Raw genomic sequence first — 23,701 nt, forward strand, 5'->3', positions numbered from 1 at the left:
TCAAAGCCTTTCCTTAATTTGGAAAGGCTTTTATATTAAACCTACTTGCATGAAAACCATTCAATTAAGAAAGCTGTTTATTCTGGTATTCGGCTTCTTTTTAGTTCTATCCTGTTCTCGCGATGAGGGAATTACTTCAGGATTAAGGTTTCGTGTGCTTGAACCCGAGCTTACGGGTATAGACTTCTCCAACAGGATTAGCTCTTCAAAAGAGCTGAATATTCTTAACTATCTCTATTTTTATAATGGGGCGGGAGTAGCTGCTGCCGATTTTAATAATGATGGATATACAGATCTTTATTTTTGCTCCAACCAGGAAACCGATCATTTATACTTAAATGAAGGTGGCTTTAAGTTCCAGGATGTTAGCCGCAGGGCTGGAATTGCCGAAAGCAAGGGCTGGTCTACAGGCGTTACCACAGTAGATATAAACAACGACGGCTTACTGGATATCTACGTTTGTGAGGTTGGCAATTACAAAAGCCTGCAGGGGCACAACCGGCTTTATGTTAACCAGGGGATTTCCGAAAATGGAATTCCGGTATTCAAAGAGGAATCTGCTAAATACAACCTGAATTTTAAAGGGCTGTCTACCCAGGCAAGTTTTTTCGATTACGATCTGGATGGCGACCTGGATATGTTCCTGATGAACCATTCGGTTCATCCTAACTCAAACTACGGCTCGGGCGTGCTAAGGAAAAAACCAGATACCCTGTCTGGCGATCGCCTGTTTAAAAACGATAATGGCCGTTTTATGGATGTTTCAGAAGAAAGCGGTATCTACAGTAGTAAAATAGGTTATGGACTGGGATTAGCGACCGGAGACCTTAATAACGATGGATATCCCGATATTTACATAGGAAATGACTTTTTTGAAAACGACTATCTGTACATAAACCAGGCTGAAGGAAGTTTTAGGGAGCTTATCTCTAGAGAAAATAGCGGCATAGCTCATACTTCGCATTATAGTATGGGGGTAGATATCGCCGATTTTAACAATGATGGGTTACAGGATATTCTCAGCCTGGATATGCTACCTGAAGACCTTACTACTTATAAAGCTTCAGGGACAGACTTTTCATATCATATCTACCACAATTATCTTCAGAAAGGCTACGCCAATCAATATATGCAGAATGCTCTTCAACTTAACCAGGGGGATTTGAATTTCAGTGAGATCGCTTATTTATCTGGAGTAGCCGCGACTGAATGGAGCTGGGCGCCATTATTTGCAGACCTGGACAATGATGGGTATAAGGACATTTTTATTAGTAACGGTATTCTTGGTGCCACCAACGATATGGACTATATAAGTTTTATCGCTAACGAGAATATCCAGAAAAGGCTGAATAAGGGTATTACAGACCAGGATATGAAGATCATCGAGGAGATACCTGAAAAGAAAACTGAAAACTATTTCTTCAAAAATTCAGGAGGACTCAAATTTCAGAAAATGAACGATGAATGGTTAGATTCTAATCCATCTTTTAGTAATGGAGCTGTTTATGCCGACCTGGATAACGATGGCGATCTGGACCTAGTCACCAATAACGTGAACGAGGAGGCTTTTGTTTATGAAAATACGAGCTGGCAACTGGATTCACTTAATTACCTGAAAATTGGTTTCGAAGGACCTCCTAATAACAGATTTGGGATTGGCAGTAAAGTGGAAGTTTACAATAAAGCCGGGAGACAGGTTTTGGAAAATTTCACTACCCGGGGATTTCTTTCTTCTGTTGTTCCTGAATTGCATTTTGGATTAGGAAAGGTCCGGGAAATAGATTCAGTAAAGATAATTTGGCCCGGGGGAAAATTTCAGACCATTAGAAAACTGAAATCCAACCAGAGGATCCTAGTCGATTTCGAGAATAGTACAAGGGCGGTAACGAAAATTCAGGATAATGCCCTAAAACAGAATTACACTCCAGACCTGGCCGAAAACCATCGTGAATATTCTTTCAGGGATTTTATTTACGAACCTTTAATTCCATATTCCCAGTCCAATCTCGGTCCGGCGATTTCGGTATTAGACTTTAACGCTGATGGCAATGAGGATATTTACTTTTCTGGGGATAAGTTCAATATGGGTAAACTGTTGCAGCAAGCAGGTAATGGAGAATTCAAGGTCCTGGAACAATCAGAGATTAGTACAGAAGGAAGAGAGCCTACAGATCAGGTCTTTTTTGATGCAGATAAAGATGGGGATATGGATCTTCTGGTGGTCTACGGCGGCAGCGATCTAAATGAAAAAAATAAGAACTATCCATCCTTATACGTTAATAAAGGTGGCAGGTTTTACAGAAACGATTCTTTCCCAAAGATCAGTATAAATGCATCTTTAGTTAGAAATGCAGATTTTAATGGTGACGGGTATGAGGATATTTTCATTGCCAGTAATTCAGATTTTGGAACCTATGGTGAAACCAATCAGTCTGTAATTTTTTTAAATGACCGTAATGGAAATTTTAAACCTGATGTTTCCTATAATTCTGCCCTGGAGGACCTGGGTATGATTTACGATGCCGAGATCGTAGATATAAATAAGGATGGAAAACCAGACATTGTCCTTGCCGGCCATTACATGCCAATTAGCTTTTTACTGAATGATGGACAGGGTAACTTAGATAGAAAGTCCATTGCAAATTCTGAGGGTTGGTGGAATGAATTGGAATTGGCAGATATGGATAAAGATGGAGATCTTGATATTGTTGCTGGAAACTGGGGGCTAAATAGCCGGTTGCAGGCTTCGGTTGAATCTCCAATGCAATTGTATCTTCAGGATTTTGACGATAATGGGAAGGTAGACCCTATTCTTACATATTACTACCAGTCCAGGGAAACCCCTTTGGCTACAAAGGAAGAACTCACCAAACAAATACCTAAACTAAATAAGGACTATTTATCTTATACCGAATTCGCAAAAGCAGATTTTAATGATTATTTTTCAGAGGATAAAATCTCCAGTGCCAGAAAAAAGAAGGTAGTTAAGCTGGAAACATCTTATTTTGAAAATAAGGGGAATCTTGACTTTAAGGTAAGCAGTTTACCTATAGAAGTGCAATTTTCGCCTGTACATGCGATCCTACTGTCAGATTTTGATGGAGACGATTTGCCGGATATATTATTGGGGGGGAATAATTATCACGTGAATACCCAATTGGGAAGACAGGATGCAGGTTTAGTGCAGGTTCTTCGAAACCTGGGCAACGGTAATTTCAAGATCATGCCTCGTGACTTTTATGTAAGGGGAGCGATAAAATCTATAAAAGAGGTCAAAATTAAGGACAGCAACTTTTTGATCTTCGGAATAAATAATGACAGTATCCGAATTGTAAAATACCCAAATTCCAATGATTAGAAAAACCATACTATTACTATGCCTGGTAGCGCTTTTTTCCTGTGCTAAGGATGAAGAAAATAAGAAAGCTATATCCGCGGAGGACAGGGAAACCTTATTTACTGAAATGAGCCCGGATTCCACGGGGATCAGTTTTATTAACAAGGTGGAAAATGAAAAGGACTTCAATATTTTCAATTACAGGAATTTTTATAATGGTGGCGGGATAGGTATTGGAGATCTTAATAATGATGGACTGCCAGATGTTTATTTCACCGCAAACCGAGGGGACAATAAGCTTTACCTGAATAAGGGGAATTTCAAGTTCGAGGATATTACCAATAAGGCCGGTGTTAAAGGAACAAAATCCTGGTCTACCGGTGTTACCATGGTAGATATCAATGCCGACGGCTACCTGGATATTTATGTTTGTAATGCGGGTAATGTGGAAGGAGACGATAAAAAGAACGAACTATTTATAAATAATGGAGATCTAAGCTTTACCGAAAAAGCTGAGGAATACAATCTTGCCGATAGTGGATTTGGGACCCATGCAGCCTTTTTTGATTACGATGGCGATGGAGATCTGGATGCTTATATATTGAACAACAGCTTTATCCCTGTAAGCAGCCTTGGTTATGTAAATAAAAGGGAGTTACGTAGCGAGGACTGGGACATTCCCGATGCCCTGAAGGGTGGAGGTGACAAGCTTTTGCGAAATGATAACGGGAATTTTACCGATGTTAGCGAGGAAGCAGGTATATACGGAAGCCTGATTGGATTTGGCCTGGGAGTGACCATTGGTGATGTGAATGGTGATTACTGGCCAGATATCTATGTTTCTAATGATTTCTATGAGAGGGATTATCTATATATCAATCAGGGGGACGGAACCTTTAGAGAGGAGATCAAGAATTATATGCAACATCTCAGCCTTTCTTCTATGGGAGCAGATATGGCCGACCTTAATAACGATGGCCTTCCGGAAATCTTTGTGACCGATATGCTTCCGGAAGATGATAAGAGATTAAAAGAGACCGGCGATTACGAAAGGTATGATCTTTATCAGCTGAAGAAAAGTCGTGATTTTTACAACCAGTACATGCAGAATACACTTCAGTTGAACAATGGGGATGGCACCTTTTCAGAAATAGCGCATTACAGCGGGGTTGCCAAGACCGACTGGAGCTGGGGCGCACTTTTGTTTGATATGGATAATGATGGATACCGGGATATTTTCGTGAGTAATGGGATTTACCATGATCTTACCAACAACGATTTCATGGATTTCTTCGCCAATGATATCATCCAGAAAATGAGCATTACAGGGAAGAAGGAGGAGATCGAAAAAGTGATTAATAAGATGCCTTCTACGCCTATTCCTAATTATGCGCTTAGGAATAACAAGGACCTTAGATTTGAAAATGTAACCAAGGATTGGGGACTTGCCGAACCGGGGTTTTCGAACGGTTCAGCCTATGCCGATCTTGACAATGACGGGGATCTCGACCTTCTGGTAAATAATTTCAACATGCTTTCTTTTGTTTACCGCAACAATGCTGAAAAGTTCAACAGCAATTATATTACTATCAGAGTAGAAGGAGCCGATAAAAATACTATGGCTATTGGCAGTATTATAGATATACATACAGGTGATGAAATTATTCGCCAGGAACTTATTCCTACCAGGGGGTTCCAGTCATCGGTAGATTACGAAATGAACGTAGGATTAGGGAATCGGGAAAAAGTAGATTCTGTGACCATAGTCTTTCCGAATAAAAAGAAGTTAAGCGTACTGGATCCTCCCTTAAATGAAACACTGGTTCTCCAGCAAGCCAGGGGAGTAGAGAACCTGGATACCGGAACCGGGGACAGATCTACCTGGTTCAGGGAAGTGAACACTTCTTTTGAAGCTTACAAGGAAGACCAGCATGTAGATTTTGATTACGAGGGGCTTATCCCAAAAATGCAATCCCGGGAAGGACCTGCCCTGGTCGTAGCCGATCTGGATAATGATGGAAATGAAGATATATACATTGGCGGTCCCAAAGGAAAGGCCGGAAAGATATTTCTTCAAAAACAACCTGGGAAACTGGAGCAGGCTGCATTTAATTTCGGTGAGAAATTTGAGGATACCGACGCTGAATTTGCCGATATAGATAACGATGGCGATTTGGATCTGCTGGTAACTTCGGGGGGTAATTTCAGGAATGCCCGTACCGGGTTAAGGCTTTACCTGAACCGTGGCGATCTTAATTTCGAGGATTATAAGGTAATTGCATATTCTCCTAATAATATGTCTACGATAAAGACGGCCGATATTGACAATGACGGTGACCTGGACCTATTCCTGGGAGGCTACACCGTTCCCGGTATCTATGGCTTAAAAGTTTCAAGTATGATCCTTGAAAATGATGGCAAGGGTAATTTTTCTGATATTACTGAAAAATCAGCCCCCGATCTTAAAAATATTGGAATGGTTACCGGGGCCCAGTTTTCAGATCAAAATGGGGATGGAACTCCAGATCTGGTGGTGGTTGGCGAATGGATGAGTCCTTTAATTTTTATCAATAAAGGGGGTAAATTCGGTAAAAGTGAAAATAGCCTTTCTGGTTATTCGGGAATGTATAATACAGTGTATGCAGGGGACCTTAATAATGATGGAAAGGAAGATCTCGTCTTTGGGAACAGGGGTGAAAACAGCAGCTATACTGCATCTCCAGAGGCCCCGACGAAAATGTTCGTGACAGATTTTGACCTTAATGGAACTACTGAACAGATCTTTACCAGGACCATCAAGGGTCGTGATATTCCACTTCATACCAAAAGAGAGTTGGCCGGACAGATCGTTTCCATAAAAAAGCAAAACCTGAAATTCAGTGAATATGCAGAAAAATCTATTCAGGACCTTTTTTCAGCAGATGTGCTTGAGAAGGCAGAAGTGAGCAAGATCACCAATTATAAAAGTATAATAGCCTATAATCAGGGTTCTGGCAATTATAGGATCGAAGCCTTACCCTCAAGGGCGCAATTTTCCTGTATCTGCAGTATTGCCGCTTCAGATTTCAATAAAGATGGAAAGACCGATCTATTGATCGCCGGAAATAATTTTTCTCTTAAACCGCAGTTTGGTAGGATGGATGCAAGTTATGGTAACATTCTGCTTCAGGAGGATAAAGGCTTTGAAGTGGCAGGTTCAGAGATAACCGGACTTCTACTGGAAGGAGAGGTGAAACAGCTTAAGTGGTTAAAGGCAAAAAATGGGGAGCAATATATTATTGCCGGAATTACCGATTCTAAACCTAAATTGTTCAAACGAAATGAATAGAATTTCGTTCCTATATTTTATTACAGCTTTTCAGGTTCTGGTTTCATGTTCCAGCGATTCTAAGAAAGATGATGAGCGTGTAGAAAATTATCTTTTCGAACGCCTGGAAACAGAAAGCACCGGCATAGATTTCGAAAATAATCTTACCGAAACCGATTCCATGAATATCCTCAATTACCTTTATTATTATAATGGCGGGGGTGTCGCAATTGGAGATATTAATAATGATGAGCTGCCCGATATATTTTTTACCTCCAACCAGGAATCAAACCGCCTGTATTTGAACCAGGGTGATTTCAGGTTTGAGGATATTACAGAAAAAGCGGGAGTCGCCGGAAAATCAGACTGGAATACCGGGGTGGTGATGGCCGATGTTAATGCAGATGGTTACCTGGATATTTATGTACTGGCAGTAAGCGGTATCAGGGGGCTGCATGGCCGCAATGAACTGTATATCAATAATACCGACGGAACCTTTAGAGAGGCTGCTTCAGAATATGGGATTGCCCTCGAAAATTATGGTACCTCGGCCGCCTTTTTTGATTTCGACAATGATGGAGATCTGGACCTTTACGTGCTGAATCATGCCGTACATACAGATGATTCATTTGGTCCTGTTGAGATACGAGATCGCAGGACCGAAGCCAGTGGAGATAAGCTTTTTGAGTTCAGGGACGGTAAATTTCATAATATAAGTGAGAAAGCCGGTATCTATGGTGGACCTAATGCCTATGGCCTTGGGCTTGCCACAGCCGATTTTAATAACGATGGTTTCACAGATATATACGTAAGTAACGATTTTCACGAAGATGATTATCTGTACATAAATAATGGAAACGGAACATTTAATGAGACCTTAAAAGATAAAATGAGCCAGGTAAGCCGTTTCTCCATGGGAAATGATGTGGCCGATATAAACCACGACGGCTATCCGGATCTGCTAAGCCTTGATATGCTGCCCGAAGATGAAACAGCCTTAAAAAGTTCGGTAGGAGATGAAGAGGCCAAGATCCTGAACCTCCGGATGAAGTACGGATACCATCGCCAGTTTAGCAGAAATATGCTTCAGCTCAACAATTTTGGTGAAAATTTCCAGGAGATCGCTCTTTTAAGCGGTATTGGGGCAACAGATTGGAGCTGGTCTGCTCTTTTTGCAGATTATGATATGGATGGTGAAAAGGACATTTTTATATCTAACGGGATAGAAAAAAGACCGAATGATCTGGATTATATCAAGTATGTATCAAATAATCAGATTCTTAAGAATAAGCAGAATTCTGAATTCATAGACTATGAGGCCTTGAAGATCATGCCAGATGGGCGGGTTCCAAACTATTTCTTTAAGGGCACTAAGGATCTTGCTTTTAAGGATGTTTCCGGAGAATGGATAGCACCGCTGAATACTTCCTCTAACGGAAGCGCCTATGCAGATCTTGATAATGATGGCGATCTGGACCTGGTAACCAATGACCTGAACGCTAAAGCAGGAATATATGAGAACCTGGGCAGGTCTGGAAACACATATTTAAAGCTGGAATTGAATTATTCTAAAGAAAATAAATACGGAATTGGTACCAAGGTCTACTCTTACCACCAGGATACCTTACAATACGATCAGCTATTTACAAGCAAAGGGTTTCAGTCTTCCAGCGAACCCATTATACACTTTGGTTACGGGCAGAACGAGCAGATAGATTCTCTTATAGTGGTTTGGCCAGACCGGAGTGTTGACAAGTATTTTGACCTTAAGACCAACCAGAGCCTGAGCTTTTCTCCAACAAAGAATACCCGGCCAGATGAATTGATCGGAGCAACTAAAATCAATCGAAATATTCTGGAGAAGAAAGATAGCATACCGGGTTTTAATTATACCCATAAAGAGAATTCTTATGATGATTTCGACCGGCAGAAACTAATTCCATATAGGGTTTCAGATAAAACGCCTTCTGCAGCCATAGGTGATATTGATAATGACGGGAAAGACGATATATTTATTGGTAATTCACGGGGTTCAACCGCGAGGATATTCATTCAGGCTAATAATGAACTTAACGAAGCTCAATTTCCATTTTTAAAAGATACCAGAACCCTTGAAATCACAGATGTTGAAATTGCTGACTTTAACGGTGACGGAAAAAATGATATATTTTACGTGACAGGTGGTAGCGAATTCGATGGGCAGGTGGAAGTTTTGAAGGATGCCTGCTGGATCTCTGATGGTGATGGCTGGAAAAAAATGAAATTACCTGAATTTTTCAGCAACGCAAGTGTCATTCGATCTGCCGATATTGATAATGACGGGGACCTTGATATTTTTATTGGAGGTTATAGCGTGGCTGGCGATTTTGGTAAAATACCTGAATCCTTTCTGTTAGAGAATAAGGGACAGGAATTTGAATTAGTTCAGAATACCCAGCTAAGAAATCCGGGAATGATCACAGACGCCCTATGGCTGGATCTGGACCATGATGAATATCCCGAACTGTTACTGGTAGGGGAGTGGATGTCTCCCAGAATCTTCAAAAATACAAAAGGAGTTTTGGATGAAGATGATACCCAGGAATTCAAAGATCTGGAAGGATTATGGCAAAGTATGGCCCCGTTTGATATAGATCATGATGGGGACTTTGACATATTGCTGGGAAACTGGGGACTTAACTCTAAATTCAAAGCCTCAGCTAGTTCTCCATTGAAGATGTTCTATGGCGATATAGATGGGAATGGTTCTACGGAAACCATCCTTACGCATGAGAAGGAAGGAAAATATTATACCTATGCAGGTCTGGATGAGTTAGCTTCCCAGATGAACTACTTAAAGAAAAAGTTTCCAGATTACTCCAAATTTGCCGGGAAAGATGTGCAGGAGATTTTTGGCGATGGTTTGGATCAAATGTCCGTATTAGAGGTGAACACCCTTGCATCAGGTTACCTAAAAAATGAAGATGGTAAATTTCGATTCATTCCTTTTAACAAAAATTTACAATTTGCGCCTATAAATGCTATATTAGTAACTGATAAAGTTGATGGAGAAGAAGTAGCCCTACTATCTGGAAACTATTTTGGAGTAAGTCCGTTTCATGGGGCTTATGCCGCGTTTAGCGGGGCGATGATCTTTTCTGAGAATGATATCAGGCTAGGACCTGAAATCGGTTTGGACCTAAGCGGAAAAGCTATCAGGGAAATGGAGCTTATTGAACTTGGAAACCAAAGCTTTTTGATAGGACTGGCTAATAATGATAAAGCAGAACTGTATAAAGTTTTAAAGTAATGAAAAGCTTAAATAAATTTTCACTCCTCTTTTTTTTAGGAGTGCTTCTATTATCCTGTGAAAAGGATAAACCTATTGAGGTTACCTCTGAAGATTACCATATGGCTGTGGATAAGTTAACCGAGATCCAGGTCCATGATATCTTTTCACCACCGGTGTCCAGTAGGATATATGCCTATTCCAATATTGCGGCTTATGAAGCTATGAGAATAGGTGATAAAGATTATAAAAGTCTGGCGGGACAGCTCACAGATTTTGAACCTGTTCCGACACCTGAAGATACCACAGGCTTAAATCCAAAAATAGCTTCTATAGTTGCATTTTATGAAATAGGCAAGAAACTTATTTTTTCTGAGGACAGGTTGGTTCAATTCCGTGATAGCATCTTCAATAACTGGGAAAAACAGAATCCGGATAGTTTCCAGAAATCCAGGGATTATGGGCTTAAGGTAGCTGAGCATATCACTAATTGGATGAGCAAGGATAATTATGCCGAAACCAGGACCATGCCTAAGTTTTCCCTCTATACAGATGATGAAAGCAGGTGGCAACCAACGCCGCCTTCCTATATGGATGGTATAGAACCACACTGGAGTAAAATAAGACCTTTTGTGATAAATTCTGCAAACCAGTTCAAGCCAGCACCACCTCCAGAATTTTCCATGGAACCAGGATCTGAATTTTACAAGGAACTCATGGAGGTTTATGAGGTAAAGCAGGAAATGAACCAGTTAGGGGATAGCGATAAAAATGAAAAGCTTGAAATCGCGAAGTTCTGGGATTGCAATCCCTATGTTTCTACACAGAAGGGGCATTTAATGTTCGCTACAAAAAAGATCACTCCCGGAGGACACTGGATAGGAATTACCAAGATCGCCTGCCGAATGGACAACGCCGATTTTGATAAAACTGTCTACGCTTACACCAAGACCTCACTTGCCATTGCCGATGCCTTTATTAGTTGCTGGGATGAAAAATACAGGAGTAACCTGGTAAGGCCAGAAACGCTTATTAACAAATATGTAGATGAATCCTGGTCGCCGGTATTACAGACACCTCCATTCCCCGAGTATACCAGTGGGCATTCGGTGGTTTCTGGAGCGGCTTCGGTGGTGCTTACAGATATTTTCGGAGAGAACTTCAAATTTGAAGATGATACCGAGTTAACTTATGGGCTTCCCATCAGGAATTTCAATTCTTTCTACGAGGCTTCCAGGGAAGCTGCAAACAGTAGATTATACGGCGGTATCCATTACAGGTCGGCAATAGACGTAGGCCTGAAACAAGGGCTGGATCTGGGGAAATTCGTGGTTGGCAACCTGGAGTTGAAAGAAGATAAATCTGATCTTGCATCCAACTGATTTATGAAAAAAGTTTTCCTGCTCCTTTTACTGATCGCTGTGGGCGCATTAGTTTGGTATCTTTTTATCAAGAAATATGATTACCAATTCGAAACAACCGCGAAATATGGTCCGGGAGCCGTATTTTATGAACTTACTGAATGGCGGAAATTCGGGCTTTCAGAATCTGCGGAGAATATCAATACCGTAAGTAAAAATCCTTTCAGTTCCCTTAGACAACAAGTAAAGGTAGATAGCTCTTTAGTTTTGGAGATGGAATGGGAAATTGAAAAGATTAACGATTCTACGACAAGCCTTAACTTAAATGTGTTATCCGAAAAAAATCAACTGGCCAATCGTTGGGATATTGTAAATCCATTCAGAAAAAGTCTGTATATAGATACCCTAAAGCAAAAAGTACTGGCCTTTAAAAAGGATCTGAAAGAGCATCAGCAAACCTATAGGATAAGTGATACCGCGGGACTTGCGAATACACCGGGAATGAAATGTATTTGCAGCACCTCCAGGAACATTCCGGTAAATTCGAAGGCAAATGAAATGATGCAAACTATTTCCCTGCTGGAAAACTATATTATTAAGAACAGTCTGGAATTGAAAGGATATCCGATCCTAAAAGTGACCAAATGGGATAGGGAAAAGGATATTATAGATTTTGACTTCTGTTTTCCATTTGAAGAACAGACCGGTTTAAGTACTCCAGATAATTTAAGTTTAAAAAAATATCCCGCCCAGGAAGCCTTGAAATTGATCTTTAATGGCAACTACCGGATTTCTCATATAGCATGGTACGATATTCTTTATAAGGCCCAGGAGAAAAATTTACAAACCACGGGATTGCCCATGGAAATGTATTATAATAACCCTAAGATCAATACCGACGAATTGAACTGGAAAGCAGAAATTTTCCTTCCAGTGGCAAAATAGTGGAATTAAGGTACAGCGAGCTTTAGTTTTTCGGGTAGTATTTTTATTTCGATTTCGGTTTCTTTTCCTATATATTCCCCGTCTATCTGGAAAGATACGGGTTTTTTGCAGTTGATCCTTGCCTCTTTTGCCTGGATTATCTCTACGAAATCCGGATCGAGGTCGGTTTCGTTTTTTAGTGTTTTCAGGATCTCTCCAAGACTAAGTTTTTTAAAAATAAGAATCTCGAAGATGCCATCATCTGGCTTCCCCTTGGGGTTTACATTGGCTCCCGTACCATATTTATTTAAGTTGGCAAAGCCTAACAGCACTCCGGAAGCGTCCCTGGTCTCATTTTCGGTTTCTATGATAAAATGAAAAGGATATTCACTCTGGATCAAAGTAGGAATGGACTGAATCAAGTAACCGAACTTTCCCCGGATGGACGAATTCTCATAATTCCTTATAAGCTCAGCGTTAATCCCCAGGTCGCTCATATGCAGGCAAATGATATCATTTAGGCATAGCAGGTCAAGATCTATAAAATTGTCGCCCATGGCTACTTTGAGCTGCTCGTCCAGTACTTCTGGGATATCAAAATTAACCGCCAGTCCATTAGCCGATCCTGCAGGCAGTATGCCCATACTCATGTCGAATTCCTTGATCGCTTCCGCAACAAGGTTTATAGTACCGTCCCCTCCGGCCACCAAAACCCTATCTATCTTATTATCTTTGATTTCGCTCTGAATCTTAGGGACATCCTCCTCTCCGGTAGTAGTATAAAGGTGAAAATTGAAGTTTTCGTTTTCGAGGTAAGTCTTTACCCGGGAAATGATTTTTTTCTTGTCTGTATTGCCCGCTATGGGATTTACAATCAATAAAACTTCCTTAAAATTCATGTACATATCTTTATGGAACGCTTAAAAATAATTATTTTGGAATGAAGGAATTTTAAAAAAAGGCCAATATTTTGAAACTGGATCTTAAGTTGTACCGGGGATATGTTAACGATGAGGAATTGGTAGTCTTCGGTCATTTGTTCAAGTCTTGGGCACCAGATAAATACAGTATAGATAAGAAAGGGATCAAACATGCTTATGCGATCCTGCATAAATTCAGGATCAAGCCTCTGGAGAATTTCGAGGTAAAACTGAAGTTCCGGGACCTGGAAGTAAGCACTAAAACCCAAGAGGACGGCTATTTTAGATTCACCATTCCTTATGAAGAAGATCTCGAGCCTGGCTGGCATGAATATGAGGTTACCTGTAAAATGTACGATTTCGGAATGGTGGAGAAAGGGGAGCTGCTTAAGCCCTTTCCCAGCAAACTGGGGATTATATCAGACATTGATGACACCTTTCTAATTTCACACAGCAATAGTTTCTTCAAGAAGTTATATGTCATGCTTTCCAAGAACATCAATAAAAGGAAGGTTTTTGACGACGTGGTAAAGCACTACCGACAATTAAGCAAAGCGGGGCAGGACGAAGCCCATTCTTCTAATTCTTTCTTTTTTGTTTCCAGCAGTGAATGGAACCTTTATGATTTTATTTCTGAGTTCGCCGACCTGCACGACCTTCCCAAAGCGGTAATTAAGCTGAAAAAGATCAAGACCGGTCTGCGCGACTTCGTAAAGTCGGGTAGGGGTAATCACGATCACAAATTCATTAAGATCAAGGATATCATTTCCTTTTACCCGCATATAAAGTATGTCCTGCTGGGAGATGATTCGCAACATGATGCATATCTCTACGAGCGTATTTGCAAAACCTTTCCCATGAACATAAAAGCGGTCTATATAAGGCAAACCAAAAGTAAACAGAACGGAAAAGTTCAGAAGGTATTGGCCAACCTGGAAACAATGAATATAAGTACCTGCTATTTTAGAGATAGCGAGAAGGCTATTCACCATTCAGAGCGAGAGCATCTTATATAAAAAAAGCCCCCTGTAAATTACAGAGGGCTATTAATTAATTTAGTAAGCAATATTTAATTCCCCAGTTCAAAGGTTTCAGTTTCCTTGAATATTGGTAGTTCCAGGCTTTCCATTTTATCACGATAGGCTGGCCAGTCTGTTTCAAAGAATTTATTAGTAGCTTCCAGAGCTGCTTTTACTTCTTTACGAGCATGGTCTATCAGGATCTCTTCGGTTCTGGTAAGGCCATTCTGTCTGGAACTTACATATCCCTCAGCTGTATTGATCCTTTTTTCTACCGTGTTTTCCCGGTTTCTTACAATTCCCTGTTTTTTACTTTCTTCACCTATATATAAGGCAATCAACTCATCGATCTTTTTGATGATCTCCTTGCTATCCTTGATCTCATCCTTAAATTTTGTTTTTCCTTCAGGTTGTTTTTTAAGGTCGGCCTGGAAATTATTGGCTGTACTTTTGCTTTCTACGAGCTGTTTTAGAGCACTGGCAGCCGTTTGCTGCATCGCTTCCAGTTCTTTAAGCGCTGAATATATTTCATTGATGTTTTCTTCGGAAACTTCCAGTCTCGGGTCGGTTTTCACCTCTATCATCTGTTCAGAAGTTAGATCACCATAGTGTAGTACCAGCCTGTATTTTCCAGGTTTAACATCAACACCTGAAGTCTCAGTCTTCTCCTCTTTCAGTTCACGGGAAAAGGAATCTGCGCCTTTTTCATTCAATTTCCACATCATGGTGTGCAGCCCGGTAGTATCTGGAGCCTTTTCCCTTAGGGTACGTATCAGTCTTTCTCCATCGTATATCTTCAGTCTTATGGAATCCCATTTTACTTCTGAAGTTTCATTTTGTTCAACCTCCTCGTTATTCTCAGCCTCCGCAATGCTGTCCTTTTTCGGAAGTATTTCAGCAAAATAGGTGATCCTGGCGCCCATTTTCCTGTTTTCACCCTGGTATAGGGCATCTGCACCAAAACGGCTGCCTGTAGGCTGCTGGGTAGCAGTATGGTAAGCGACCGGAGGTTCGAATAACTCCAGTTTTTGTTGGAGTACCTCAGGTTTCCCTGCAATTTCCCTAAATGGCCTTAGGTCATCCAGCACCCAGGCTGCTCTTCCAAAGGTGCCTATCACCAAGTCGTGCTCTCTTGGATGAATTACCAGGTCCTTAACCGGAACGGTAGGGAATCCGTTGGTGTATTTTTGCCAGTCTTTCCCGGCGTTGAAGGAAACATAAAGACCATCATCGGTTCCCAGGAACATCAGGTTCTTTTCAACCGGATCTTCTACAATGCTCAGGGCGTAACTTTCGGCATCATTCTCATCTACGATCCTGGACCAGGTTTTCCCATAGTTGGTAGTTCTATATACGTAGGGCGTATAATTAAATCTTCTATAATCATTTGCAACCAAAAGGGCTTCTCCCTTATTTTGGTTAGAGGCCTTGATCTGAACAATCCATGAGCCTTTAGGCAGGCCTGGAAAATTGCCTGAAACCTCGTTCCAGGATTTTCCGCCATCTGTGGTATAATGAACCCTGCCGTCATCTGTTCCAACCCACATCATGTCTTCTTCTACCTGGGACGGTTCAATGACCAGAATGGTAGTATAATTTTCGGCCCCGGTAGCATCTATGGTCAGGCCACCGCTTTCTTCCTGTTTTTGTTTTTCAGGATCGTTGGTGGTGAGGTCTGGGGAGATTACCTCCCAGGTAAGGCCTTTATCGGTGCTTTTATGCACGAACTGGCTTCCGAAATAGATAGTATTGCTATCAAAAGGATCAATGTTTATGGCAGAATTCCAGTTGAAACGCAATTCAACTTCCGGATCTGGATGGGTGGGCTTTACCGTGTAGTTATTGCCGGTAAGATAATCGTACCTGCTCACATAGCCCTGCTGGCTCATGCTCCAGCCGTAACGACTGTCATCCTTGTCTGGAACCACATCGAAACCATCACCGAAAGAGATCTCCTGCCAGTACGAATTTCTTATACCCTGGTCTTTCCAAACGTAAGCCGGGCCACGCCAGCTACCGTTATCTTGCATTCCTCCATATACATTGTATGGAAATTCATTATCCACCGCGATATGATAGAACTGGGCCACAGGTAGGTTTGCCACAAACCTCCAGGTCTTTCCGGAGTCGTGGGTAATGTTCAATCCACCATCGTTACCATCCATCATAAAACTGCCATCCTCGGGATGTATCCACCAGGCATGGTGATCTGGATGAACGCCGTTATTTACGCCATAAGCCGGCATCAGGCTTTCGAAACTCTTACCTCCATCTTCTGAAACGTTTACATAGGTAAAAACCGTGTACAGCCTGTTCGCGTTTTGGGGATCCACAAAGAGATCGCTGTAATAGAACGGCCTGTTCCCGATCTCTTCTTTATCGTTGATCATTTTCCAGCTAAAGCCTCCATCTTCAGATTTGTAAAGGGCGTTCTTTTTAGATTCAACCAAGGCATATACAATATTTGAATTGCTTGGTGCAATGGCCAGGCCTATACGTCCCAGTTCTCCTTTTGGCAATCCATCTTCAGCAGTTTTTTCAGTCCAGGTTTTTCCGCCATCATGGGTGATGAAAAGGCCGGAACCCTTACCGCCGGAATTAAAGAACCACGGATCCCTTTTATGCTCCCACATAGCTGCGATAAGTTTATTGGGGTTGTTAGGATCCATCACCAGGTCTGCCGCACCGGTAAGTTTATTAGAATACAGTATCTTTTCCCAGGTTTGTCCACCATCTGTGGTTTTGTATACACCTCTTTCTTCATTGGCGCCCCAGGGAGAACCTATTGCGGCTACATAAACAATATCTGGATCTTTGGGGTGAATGATCACCCTGTGAATATGCCTGGTCTTTTCAAGTCCCATCCTGGTCCAACTACGGCCGGCATCCAGGGATTTAAAGATCCCGTAACCACCATTCAGGCTATTTCTGGGGTTACCTTCACCGGTACCTGCCCAGACCACTGCCGGGTTTGATTGCTGGATCGCAACCGCCCCAATCGAAGCGGTCACCTGCTCATCGAAAACCGGGTCCCATTTTACTCCACCGCTGGTAGATTTCCATAATCCACCGGAGGCGGTCCCCACATACATGATATCGGGATTGCTGCTAACAACATCTATGGAAGTGACCCGGCCACTCATTCCTGCCGGACCAATATTCCTGGGTTTTTTATTCTTTAATAATGAAAGGTCTACATCCTGTCCTAAAACTGAAAAAGCGATCAGAAATAGGGAAAGGCATAAGCTAATTTTTTTCATGGGGTTTTATTGGAATTTAAATAAGCCTCCAAGATACAATTTTAGCTTAATTTCTTTTGTTTTGTAATTGCATGAAAAAAGGGAAACCAGCAGGCTTCCCTTAATTTTCGGTAATATATAGAATGGTTAATTAAAAACGCTTGCGGTGACGAAACTCTTCGCGATCGTAAAAGTCGTCCTGGTGAGTTTTTCTTCTCAGTTTTTCCTCGATGCTCACTTCATCTTCGAAGCCAGACCTGTCATGATGCCAATTCTCCTCTTCATCCAGGGTTCTTTCAGGAATAAACCTGTCGGTAGATCTATTATGCGGTTCCTGGTGGGTTAGCGGACTTTTCCTTTCGTCAGATTTATACTTAAGTTTTTCCTTTTCCCTGCGTATCCTGGCTTCGAGCTCGGTTTCTGAAGCATGAGTAGTGGAATCTACGTCATTACGATAGGCATCGCCAACGGTCTCCCTCCCGGAGAAATTCTTCCTTCTGTCATATGAATCCAGTACATGGTGTTCATATTCCCGGCTAGGTCCTGAACCTGAACGATATCTCTTGGTTTCAGCAAAAGTTTGATAATCTATGGATTCTGTATATACATATTTATCTTCCAGGTTAATATCTATCAGGCCTATGGGAATTATAATATGATTTTCCCCGTCTTTATTGATGAACTCCTTGATCTGTGAATCTGCAGAGGCTGAATAAGGATCGTGTTTCGTATCTATAACGGCCTGGTCTACTTCCACATCGATGTAAACTACTTTTCCCAGATCCATATTGACCAATAGGTCATCAACCTTTCCAATAACTCTTTTATCCAGGTCTTTTACCTGCCATCCCCTAATATCGGAATCTTTAGAATTTACCTTATAGTCTTTCAATTCGCTCAGGTAATATAAATGTTTCTCTTTGGTACTCATTTTATTGATCTTTTAAACGCTTGCATCTTCATCTTCAAAATAAATCGATCGAGGTGTAAGGTTGGTAATCTCTTCGATCTCTGTTTCTTCCATATCGTCGTTAGCTTCCGTACTTCCGTAGAAATAAAGGAATACCAGGACGACCAAAACCACAATAAGAAATATCCATGGCCAGATGGGCTTCTTTTTTTCAATTCTGATATCAGCCATAATTCGACGATTTATTGGTTAACCTGAAACTAAATTAGGAATAGGTATTCCTAAATTTATCCAATCTTAGTGTAAAGTATTGTTAATTAGTTTTTTGTTCGGCTTAGAGCAGGAACAAAAAAAGCCGGGGGAACTATTCCCCGGCTTCATAAATATCTCCTCTAAAGGAATTATTTCAGTAAGTTGAGCAGCCTTTTCCAGCCTTCATCATGGGCATTTTTATTGGCTTTCTGAGCATCGGCCGCATGTCCGCTTCTCATAAAGGCATGCCCTGCGTCTTTGTAAATTTTGTATTCGTAGGTTTTACCGGCCTCCTGCATCAATTTTTCGGTTTTTTCTATAGTCGAATTTACCCGGTTATCATTCCCTCCATAATATCCATAAACCGGAGCTGAGATTTTTAATATCGCCTCAGCATCCTCTGGTGCAGTCCCGTAAAATACATGGGCCGAAGTGATCTCAGGGTTGTTTGTAGCATAACGGAAAGCCTGAGAACCACCCCAGCAAAACCCAACTACGGCCACCTGCCCATTAGAGGCAGGATCCTGACTAATATATTTAAAGGCCGCATCCAGATCTTTGGTGACCTGTTCCTTTTTAAGGTCATAAATTGCCTCCCGGGCCGCATCTGAATTTTCAAAATCGGTCGTACGTCTTTTTCCTTCTACCGTATTAGAGATAAGGTCTGGAGCAATGACCAGATATCCTTTGGCTGCCAGCTTATCGGCGAATAGGCGTGCCCAGTCATTTAAACCTCTGTTTTCATGTATGACAATCACCGGCTTTGCTTTTTCTTTTGTTTCAGGGTAAACCACGAAAGCATCAAATTCACGATCGACGTAAGTAAGGCTGACCCATTCATGATGCCTGGGAGATTCTGAAAGCTCCCCGGTTTCAGAGCTTGAAACGCTGGTGCTTTCAGATTTGTTAGACTTATCCTCCTTATTCTGTTTACAAGAACAAAAGATCGAGATCGCCAGGAGCAAAATAAAATTGATGCTTAATTTTCTCATGATTTCCAATTTTGATTATCTAAAAGTACCGGAAGGAAAAACAACCAGGCTTTCGTGGCCATTCTTTCCAACCGCGGCAACTCCAAAGAAATAGTTGTCTATAACTATTCCATCGAGAGTAAATTCGGTAACATCTCCCACAAACCTTGAATATTGCCACTGTGGTGCCGTGGTATCACGCCAGTAGATCTTATAGCCCGCGATATCTCCTTTTACAGGCTCCCATCTTAATTTCGTACTTGGTTCTACGATCCCGCCGATTTCGACTTTTTCGGGTGCCGGAGGAGCCCAGGCCAGGCTTGCCAGGTTGATTGCATTTACCGCGGTAAGTTTTTTGGCGTAATTGAAATTAACGCCTTCAACCACATCACCATATTCAATTCCATCCTCGGTACGAATATCCTGGTGCTGACGATTGTAATTCTCATGGGCTTCCATAATTCTAACCCCCGCGAAGCCCAGGTCGTTAAAAGGCCTGTGATGGCCACCACGACCAAACCTGTCCAGGCGGTAGATCATCATTGGATTCATTTCTGGCATATAGGTCTCTACATTTTTATGAATATAACGGGCCAGCTGCCTGGAAATACCATCTACCTCGCCGCCGTAAAACCTGCGCATTTGTCTTTCACGCTCTGTTTCGGTAGGAGGGACGGGTTCAGAAAATATCCTAAAGCTGCGATTGTCTATAACTCCATCTACGCCCTCGATGTTACCTATCATATCATTGTTCAGGATACCAATGATATCCCAGTCATTCTTTTTGGCATATTCTGCCAGGCCTTTTCCTCCAAAAAGTCCCTGTTCTTCTCCAGATAGCCCTACATAAATGATGCTGCTGTCGAATTGATATTTTGAAAGTACACGGGCAGCTTCCATGGTGCCGGCCATTCCACTGGCATTATCGTTAGCCCCGGGAGCATCTGTAGTAAAGTCCATGGTATTGCTCGCACGGGAATCTATATCACCGCTCATGATCACGTAACGATTTGGATATTTTTTGCCCTTCTGAATAGCGACTACATTTACCACCCAGGCTTCTTTAGGGATACGTTTCCCATCCTCTGGTGTCACATAATCTTTCTGGTAAAAAATTTCCAGGCAATCTCCACAATTGGAAGAAATATTATCGAATTCAGATTTGATCCATCTCCTGGCAGCACCAATACCTCGGGTATCAGAAACGGTATCGCTAAAAGTATTCCTTGTGCCAAACCCGGCAAGTTTCCTTATATCATGTTCAATACTGTCTGCAGAAACGTTTTCGATGATCTCGTATAACCTCATGTCGGTATCCTGGGCATCTGCCTGAAACCCCAGGCCAATGATTGAAAGTAATACGCATAATTTCTTTAGGAATAAATTCATAGTAGATTTTTTATTAGCTCTCTAAAATACAGAAGTTAGTATTCATATAAAAAAACAAAGCCCCGGGAAATTCCCGAGGCTTTGTAAGTAATCAATTATTCTATAAACTAGCTAGCTACTTCATGCATTTCAGCTTTAGCCTGGTTCATTTTTTCTTTTGATTTAGAACTTGTTACGCCAGCTTTAGTTCTAGCTTTAAGAGCTTCTACTTTGTGGTTTACAGAGTCTGTAAAATCATGGATACTTCTGTTGGCACCTTTAATATATTCATCTCCTTTATCGGTGATAGCTTTACGCGTATCTTTTCCTTTTTTTGGTGCATATAAAAGTCCTAAAATTGCTCCTGCAGCAGCTCCTGATACTAGTCCTAATAATAAATTTCCTGATTTCATAGAATTTGGTTTTAAATTGGTTCGATTTAAATTCATAGGTAAAATTACATAGAAAAGCTGCTCATGCCATAGGCTTCGAGTTAATGTATATTTAAAGTTTCCAGAGTATTCACAAATTCTTTAACAATGGGGGCTCACTATAGGTTTTCCCTGAATTTTTCAAGCAGGGTTCGTACCTTTTGAGTGCCCTCCACGTAATATCTGGCACTTGTCTTTTTAATACCAACTTTTACCGTATAGGAGGTTTCAGGCAATTCCTGGAACATATACTCATCTGTCCAATCGTCCCCTATAGCGAAAATAAAATCGTAGTTCTTACCGATAAGTTTTTTAGAAGAGGCTTTTCCCTTGTTAACATCACTGCTTTTAATCTCCAGTACCTTATTTCCTTCCAGTACGCTCAGTCCGCGATTAGAAATAAGTTCCTTTAGTACGGTACTTAATTCATTTGCGCGAATCTCTCCAAGTTCAGGGTCGGCTTTTCGGTAATGCCAGGCCAGGGAATAATTCTTTTCTTCCAGGAATGTCCCCGGGGTACGATCTACAAAATTTTCTATGACCGGGCGAACGGCGTCCATCCATTCACTTTTTACATTTTCAGAAAGCTCCCATTCACCATCTATTTGGCGCATCCAAACCCCGTGTTCCGAAATAAGTTCCACCGGCACATCTTTCCACCAGCTGCCCAGGGTATTCTTATCCCGACCACTTATAAGGATCACATCGGTATTTTCAGTTGCATTAAGTGCCCTGATCAATTCCTTCAATTCCTCGTCTGGTCGCGCGTTTTCTGGCTTGTCTACAAAGTTTACCAGCGTACCGTCGTAATCTATGAACAGCACCCTTCTTTTAGCTTCCCTGAACTGTTTCATGATCTCTTCAGAAATGTCTGGAGTGATCCTTATGGATTTAAAGGAGTCACGGTTCTCTTTAGTGGCCCTTAGAGATTTCATGAAATCCTGTGCCCATTTTTCCACGCTGTACCTTCTAAGTCTTTTCTGAAGCATTTTATTTCTTTCGATCTGCTCTTCTTTTGGCATTTCAAAAGCCGTTCTTAAAGCCTGGGATACCTGCTCGAAATTGTTCGGGTTAATGATTAGGGCTTCATTCATTTCATGCGCAGCACCAGCCATCTCACTCAGAATAAGGACTCCGGTGTGGTTAGTCCTGGTAGCTATATATTCCTTTGCGACAAGGTTCATCCCATCCCTGATAGGGGTGAGAAGAGCGATCTCACAGGTGGTATAAAGGTCGATAAGATTATGGAAAGGCATGGAACGATAGAAATACCAGATTGGCGTCCAGCTTACGGTTGAAAACTTCCCATTAATTCTACCTACCAGCTCGTCGATCTCCCGCTTCAGCCTCCTGTATTGCGGAACATTGGATCTTGAAGGTACGGCCAGCATTACCAGGCGTACCTTCTCGATATATTCGGGGTTATTATCCAGGAAATATTCATAGGCCCTTATCCGGTGGGCTATACCCTTGGTATAATCCAGGCGATCTATGCTCAGGATCATTTTTGCATCTGGAGTAGCCTCTAAATGATGGTCCAGCCTTTTCTGAAGTTCAGACTGGTCTGCCGAGGTACCTTCAAAATGGTCTAGGGCGGCCTGTTCAAATTTCTTATAATCGATCCCCATTGGGAATGAATCTACTTTTACGATCCTGTCTGGAAGGGTGATCTCGTTAAAATCTACCTGGTGTCTCAGGATACGACTTACCGAACTTAAGAAATGACGTTCATAATCATAGGTATGAAAGCCTATAAGGTCGGCGCCTAGCACTCCTTTTAATACCTCGTCCCTCCAGGGCAATGTTCTGAAAACTTCATAGGAAGGGAAGGGGATATGGTTAAAAAAGCCTATGACGGCTTCCGGAGCTTTTTCACGGATCATATTTGGGACCAGTAGTAGCTGGTAATCATGAACCCAGATCACGTCTCCATCTTCATAATGTTTAAGGATCTCATCGGCATATTTCTGGTTCACTTTCTGGTAGGTCTTCCAGTATTCGTTATCAGACTCGGTATATTCCATAAAATAATGGAATAATGGCCATATGGTACGGTTACTGAATCCATAATAAAAACCATCGATCTCATCTGAAGTAAGGTTAACGGCCACACAATTCTCTTCCCGGGCTTTTTTCTGAACTTCTTCCTTCAGCTTTTTAGGGATTTCTTCTTCGGTAAGCCCTGGCCAGCCTATCCAAACACTATCTCCGTCCTTATGAAATGATTTTAAGCCGGTTGCGAGACCTCCCACACTGGGGGTCACCTCCAACTCACCATTTTCAATTGATATTTGCAGTGGTAATCGGTTGGAAATAATGATCGTTTTACTCATAATTAAATGTAAATGCTGTTGTGACGAATTTGAATTTTACTAAATTTCCGAAAATCATTTC

Annotated in this window: 14 protein-coding genes; 6 read left to right on the forward strand and 8 right to left on the reverse strand. The window is 41.6% G+C overall.

All coding sequences use genetic code 11. From position 1 onward, the window contains the following. The first annotated feature begins 49 nt into the window (after positions 1–49). From FLP08_RS08235 to FLP08_RS08255, 5 genes are read left to right on the forward strand one after another with little or no spacing between them, the layout of a single operon-like run. Positions 50–3,358 carry a VCBS repeat-containing protein gene (locus tag FLP08_RS08235; RefSeq protein ID WP_156275834.1) on the forward strand — a complete coding sequence of 1,103 codons (3,309 nt, stop codon included), beginning with the start codon at positions 50–52 and terminating at the stop codon, positions 3,356–3,358. After that, positions 3,351–6,665 (forward strand): VCBS repeat-containing protein, encoded by a 3,315-nt coding sequence (locus FLP08_RS08240; protein WP_156275835.1) that lies wholly within the window; start codon positions 3,351–3,353, stop codon positions 6,663–6,665. Before FLP08_RS08235 ends, FLP08_RS08240 begins: the two co-directional genes overlap by 8 nt. Further along, positions 6,658–9,933 carry a VCBS repeat-containing protein gene (locus tag FLP08_RS08245; protein WP_156275836.1) on the forward strand — a complete coding sequence of 1,092 codons (3,276 nt, stop codon included), beginning with the start codon at positions 6,658–6,660 and terminating at the stop codon, positions 9,931–9,933. The genes FLP08_RS08240 and FLP08_RS08245 overlap by 8 nt, the downstream gene beginning before the upstream one ends. Further along, complete coding sequence (locus FLP08_RS08250) at positions 9,933–11,294, forward strand: vanadium-dependent haloperoxidase (protein WP_156275838.1); 1,362 nt, start codon at positions 9,933–9,935, stop codon at positions 11,292–11,294. The genes FLP08_RS08245 and FLP08_RS08250 overlap by 1 nt, the downstream gene beginning before the upstream one ends. Positions 11,295–11,297: 3 nt before the next feature. Continuing rightward, positions 11,298–12,218, forward strand: coding sequence for a GyrI-like domain-containing protein (locus tag FLP08_RS08255; protein ID WP_156275840.1), 921 nt, complete (start codon positions 11,298–11,300; stop codon positions 12,216–12,218). A 5-nt stretch (positions 12,219–12,223) separates the two neighbouring features. Here the strand turns inward: FLP08_RS08255 and FLP08_RS08260 are convergent, their stop codons facing one another. Continuing rightward, positions 12,224–13,096: a diacylglycerol/lipid kinase family protein gene (locus FLP08_RS08260; RefSeq protein ID WP_156275842.1), complete on the reverse strand. Its 873-nt coding sequence runs from the start codon at positions 13,094–13,096 to the stop codon at positions 12,224–12,226. Positions 13,097–13,167: 71 nt separating this feature from the next. Between FLP08_RS08260 and FLP08_RS08265 the strand changes: the two genes are divergently transcribed. After that, positions 13,168–14,133, forward strand: coding sequence for an App1 family protein phosphatidate phosphatase (locus tag FLP08_RS08265; protein WP_156275844.1), 966 nt, complete (start codon positions 13,168–13,170; stop codon positions 14,131–14,133). A gap of 53 nt (positions 14,134–14,186) precedes the next feature. On the opposite strand, the gene FLP08_RS08270 is transcribed toward FLP08_RS08265, so the two are convergent. The 7 genes from FLP08_RS08270 to FLP08_RS08300 all read right to left on the reverse strand — a co-directional run bounded on the left by FLP08_RS08270 (position 14,187) and on the right by FLP08_RS08300 (position 23,640). Beyond that, the gene (locus FLP08_RS08270) at positions 14,187–17,396 is read right to left on the reverse strand and encodes a WD40/YVTN/BNR-like repeat-containing protein (protein ID WP_156275846.1); all 3,210 of its coding nucleotides are present in this window, start codon (positions 17,394–17,396) and stop codon (positions 14,187–14,189) included. 130 nt (positions 17,397–17,526) lie between these two features. Further along, on the reverse strand, positions 17,527–18,306 hold the full coding sequence (locus FLP08_RS08275) for a PRC-barrel domain-containing protein (RefSeq protein ID WP_156275848.1): 780 nt from the start codon (positions 18,304–18,306) through the stop codon (positions 17,527–17,529). Positions 18,307–18,318: 12 nt separating this feature from the next. Continuing rightward, complete coding sequence (locus FLP08_RS08280) at positions 18,319–18,516, reverse strand: hypothetical protein (protein WP_156275850.1); 198 nt, start codon at positions 18,514–18,516, stop codon at positions 18,319–18,321. Between the two features lie 170 nt (positions 18,517–18,686). Beyond that, entirely contained in the window at positions 18,687–19,529 is an 843-nt protein-coding gene (locus tag FLP08_RS08285) for a dienelactone hydrolase family protein (protein WP_156275852.1), read from the reverse strand. Positions 19,530–19,544: 15 nt separating this feature from the next. Beyond that, complete coding sequence (locus FLP08_RS08290; RefSeq protein WP_425549996.1) at positions 19,545–20,897, reverse strand: M28 family metallopeptidase; 1,353 nt, start codon at positions 20,895–20,897, stop codon at positions 19,545–19,547. A 107-nt stretch (positions 20,898–21,004) separates the two neighbouring features. Further along, entirely contained in the window at positions 21,005–21,289 is a 285-nt protein-coding gene (locus tag FLP08_RS08295) for a YtxH domain-containing protein (RefSeq protein WP_238388469.1), read from the reverse strand. 137 nt (positions 21,290–21,426) lie between these two features. Continuing rightward, complete coding sequence (locus tag FLP08_RS08300) at positions 21,427–23,640, reverse strand: bifunctional alpha,alpha-trehalose-phosphate synthase (UDP-forming)/trehalose-phosphatase (RefSeq protein WP_156275856.1); 2,214 nt, start codon at positions 23,638–23,640, stop codon at positions 21,427–21,429. Between the last annotated feature and the right edge of the window lie 61 nt (positions 23,641–23,701).

Source organism: Christiangramia aestuarii, from assembly GCF_009735585.1.
GTDB classification, from domain to species: Bacteria; Bacteroidota; Bacteroidia; order Flavobacteriales; family Flavobacteriaceae; genus Christiangramia; species Christiangramia aestuarii.

Excerpts from the sequence above, each read along its gene's own strand:
- FLP08_RS08235 (WP_156275834.1), top strand. The coding sequence starts at position 50 with ATGAAAACCATTCAATTAAGAAAGCTGTTTATTCTGGTATTCGGCTTC.
- FLP08_RS08240 (WP_156275835.1), top strand. The coding sequence starts at position 3,351 with ATGATTAGAAAAACCATACTATTACTATGCCTGGTAGCGCTTTTTTCC.
- FLP08_RS08245 (WP_156275836.1), top strand. The coding sequence starts at position 6,658 with ATGAATAGAATTTCGTTCCTATATTTTATTACAGCTTTTCAGGTTCTG.
- FLP08_RS08250 (WP_156275838.1), top strand. The coding sequence starts at position 9,933 with ATGAAAAGCTTAAATAAATTTTCACTCCTCTTTTTTTTAGGAGTGCTT.
- FLP08_RS08255 (WP_156275840.1), top strand. The coding sequence starts at position 11,298 with ATGAAAAAAGTTTTCCTGCTCCTTTTACTGATCGCTGTGGGCGCATTA.
- FLP08_RS08260 (WP_156275842.1), bottom strand. The coding sequence starts at position 13,096 with ATGAATTTTAAGGAAGTTTTATTGATTGTAAATCCCATAGCGGGCAAT.
- FLP08_RS08270 (WP_156275846.1), bottom strand. The coding sequence starts at position 17,396 with ATGAAAAAAATTAGCTTATGCCTTTCCCTATTTCTGATCGCTTTTTCA.
- FLP08_RS08275 (WP_156275848.1), bottom strand. The coding sequence starts at position 18,306 with ATGAGTACCAAAGAGAAACATTTATATTACCTGAGCGAATTGAAAGAC.
- FLP08_RS08280 (WP_156275850.1), bottom strand. The coding sequence starts at position 18,516 with ATGGCTGATATCAGAATTGAAAAAAAGAAGCCCATCTGGCCATGGATA.
- FLP08_RS08285 (WP_156275852.1), bottom strand. The coding sequence starts at position 19,529 with ATGAGAAAATTAAGCATCAATTTTATTTTGCTCCTGGCGATCTCGATC.
- FLP08_RS08290 (WP_425549996.1), bottom strand. The coding sequence starts at position 20,897 with ATGAATTTATTCCTAAAGAAATTATGCGTATTACTTTCAATCATTGGC.
- FLP08_RS08295 (WP_238388469.1), bottom strand. The coding sequence starts at position 21,289 with ATGAAATCAGGAAATTTATTATTAGGACTAGTATCAGGAGCTGCTGCA.
- FLP08_RS08300 (WP_156275856.1), bottom strand. The coding sequence starts at position 23,640 with ATGAGTAAAACGATCATTATTTCCAACCGATTACCACTGCAAATATCA.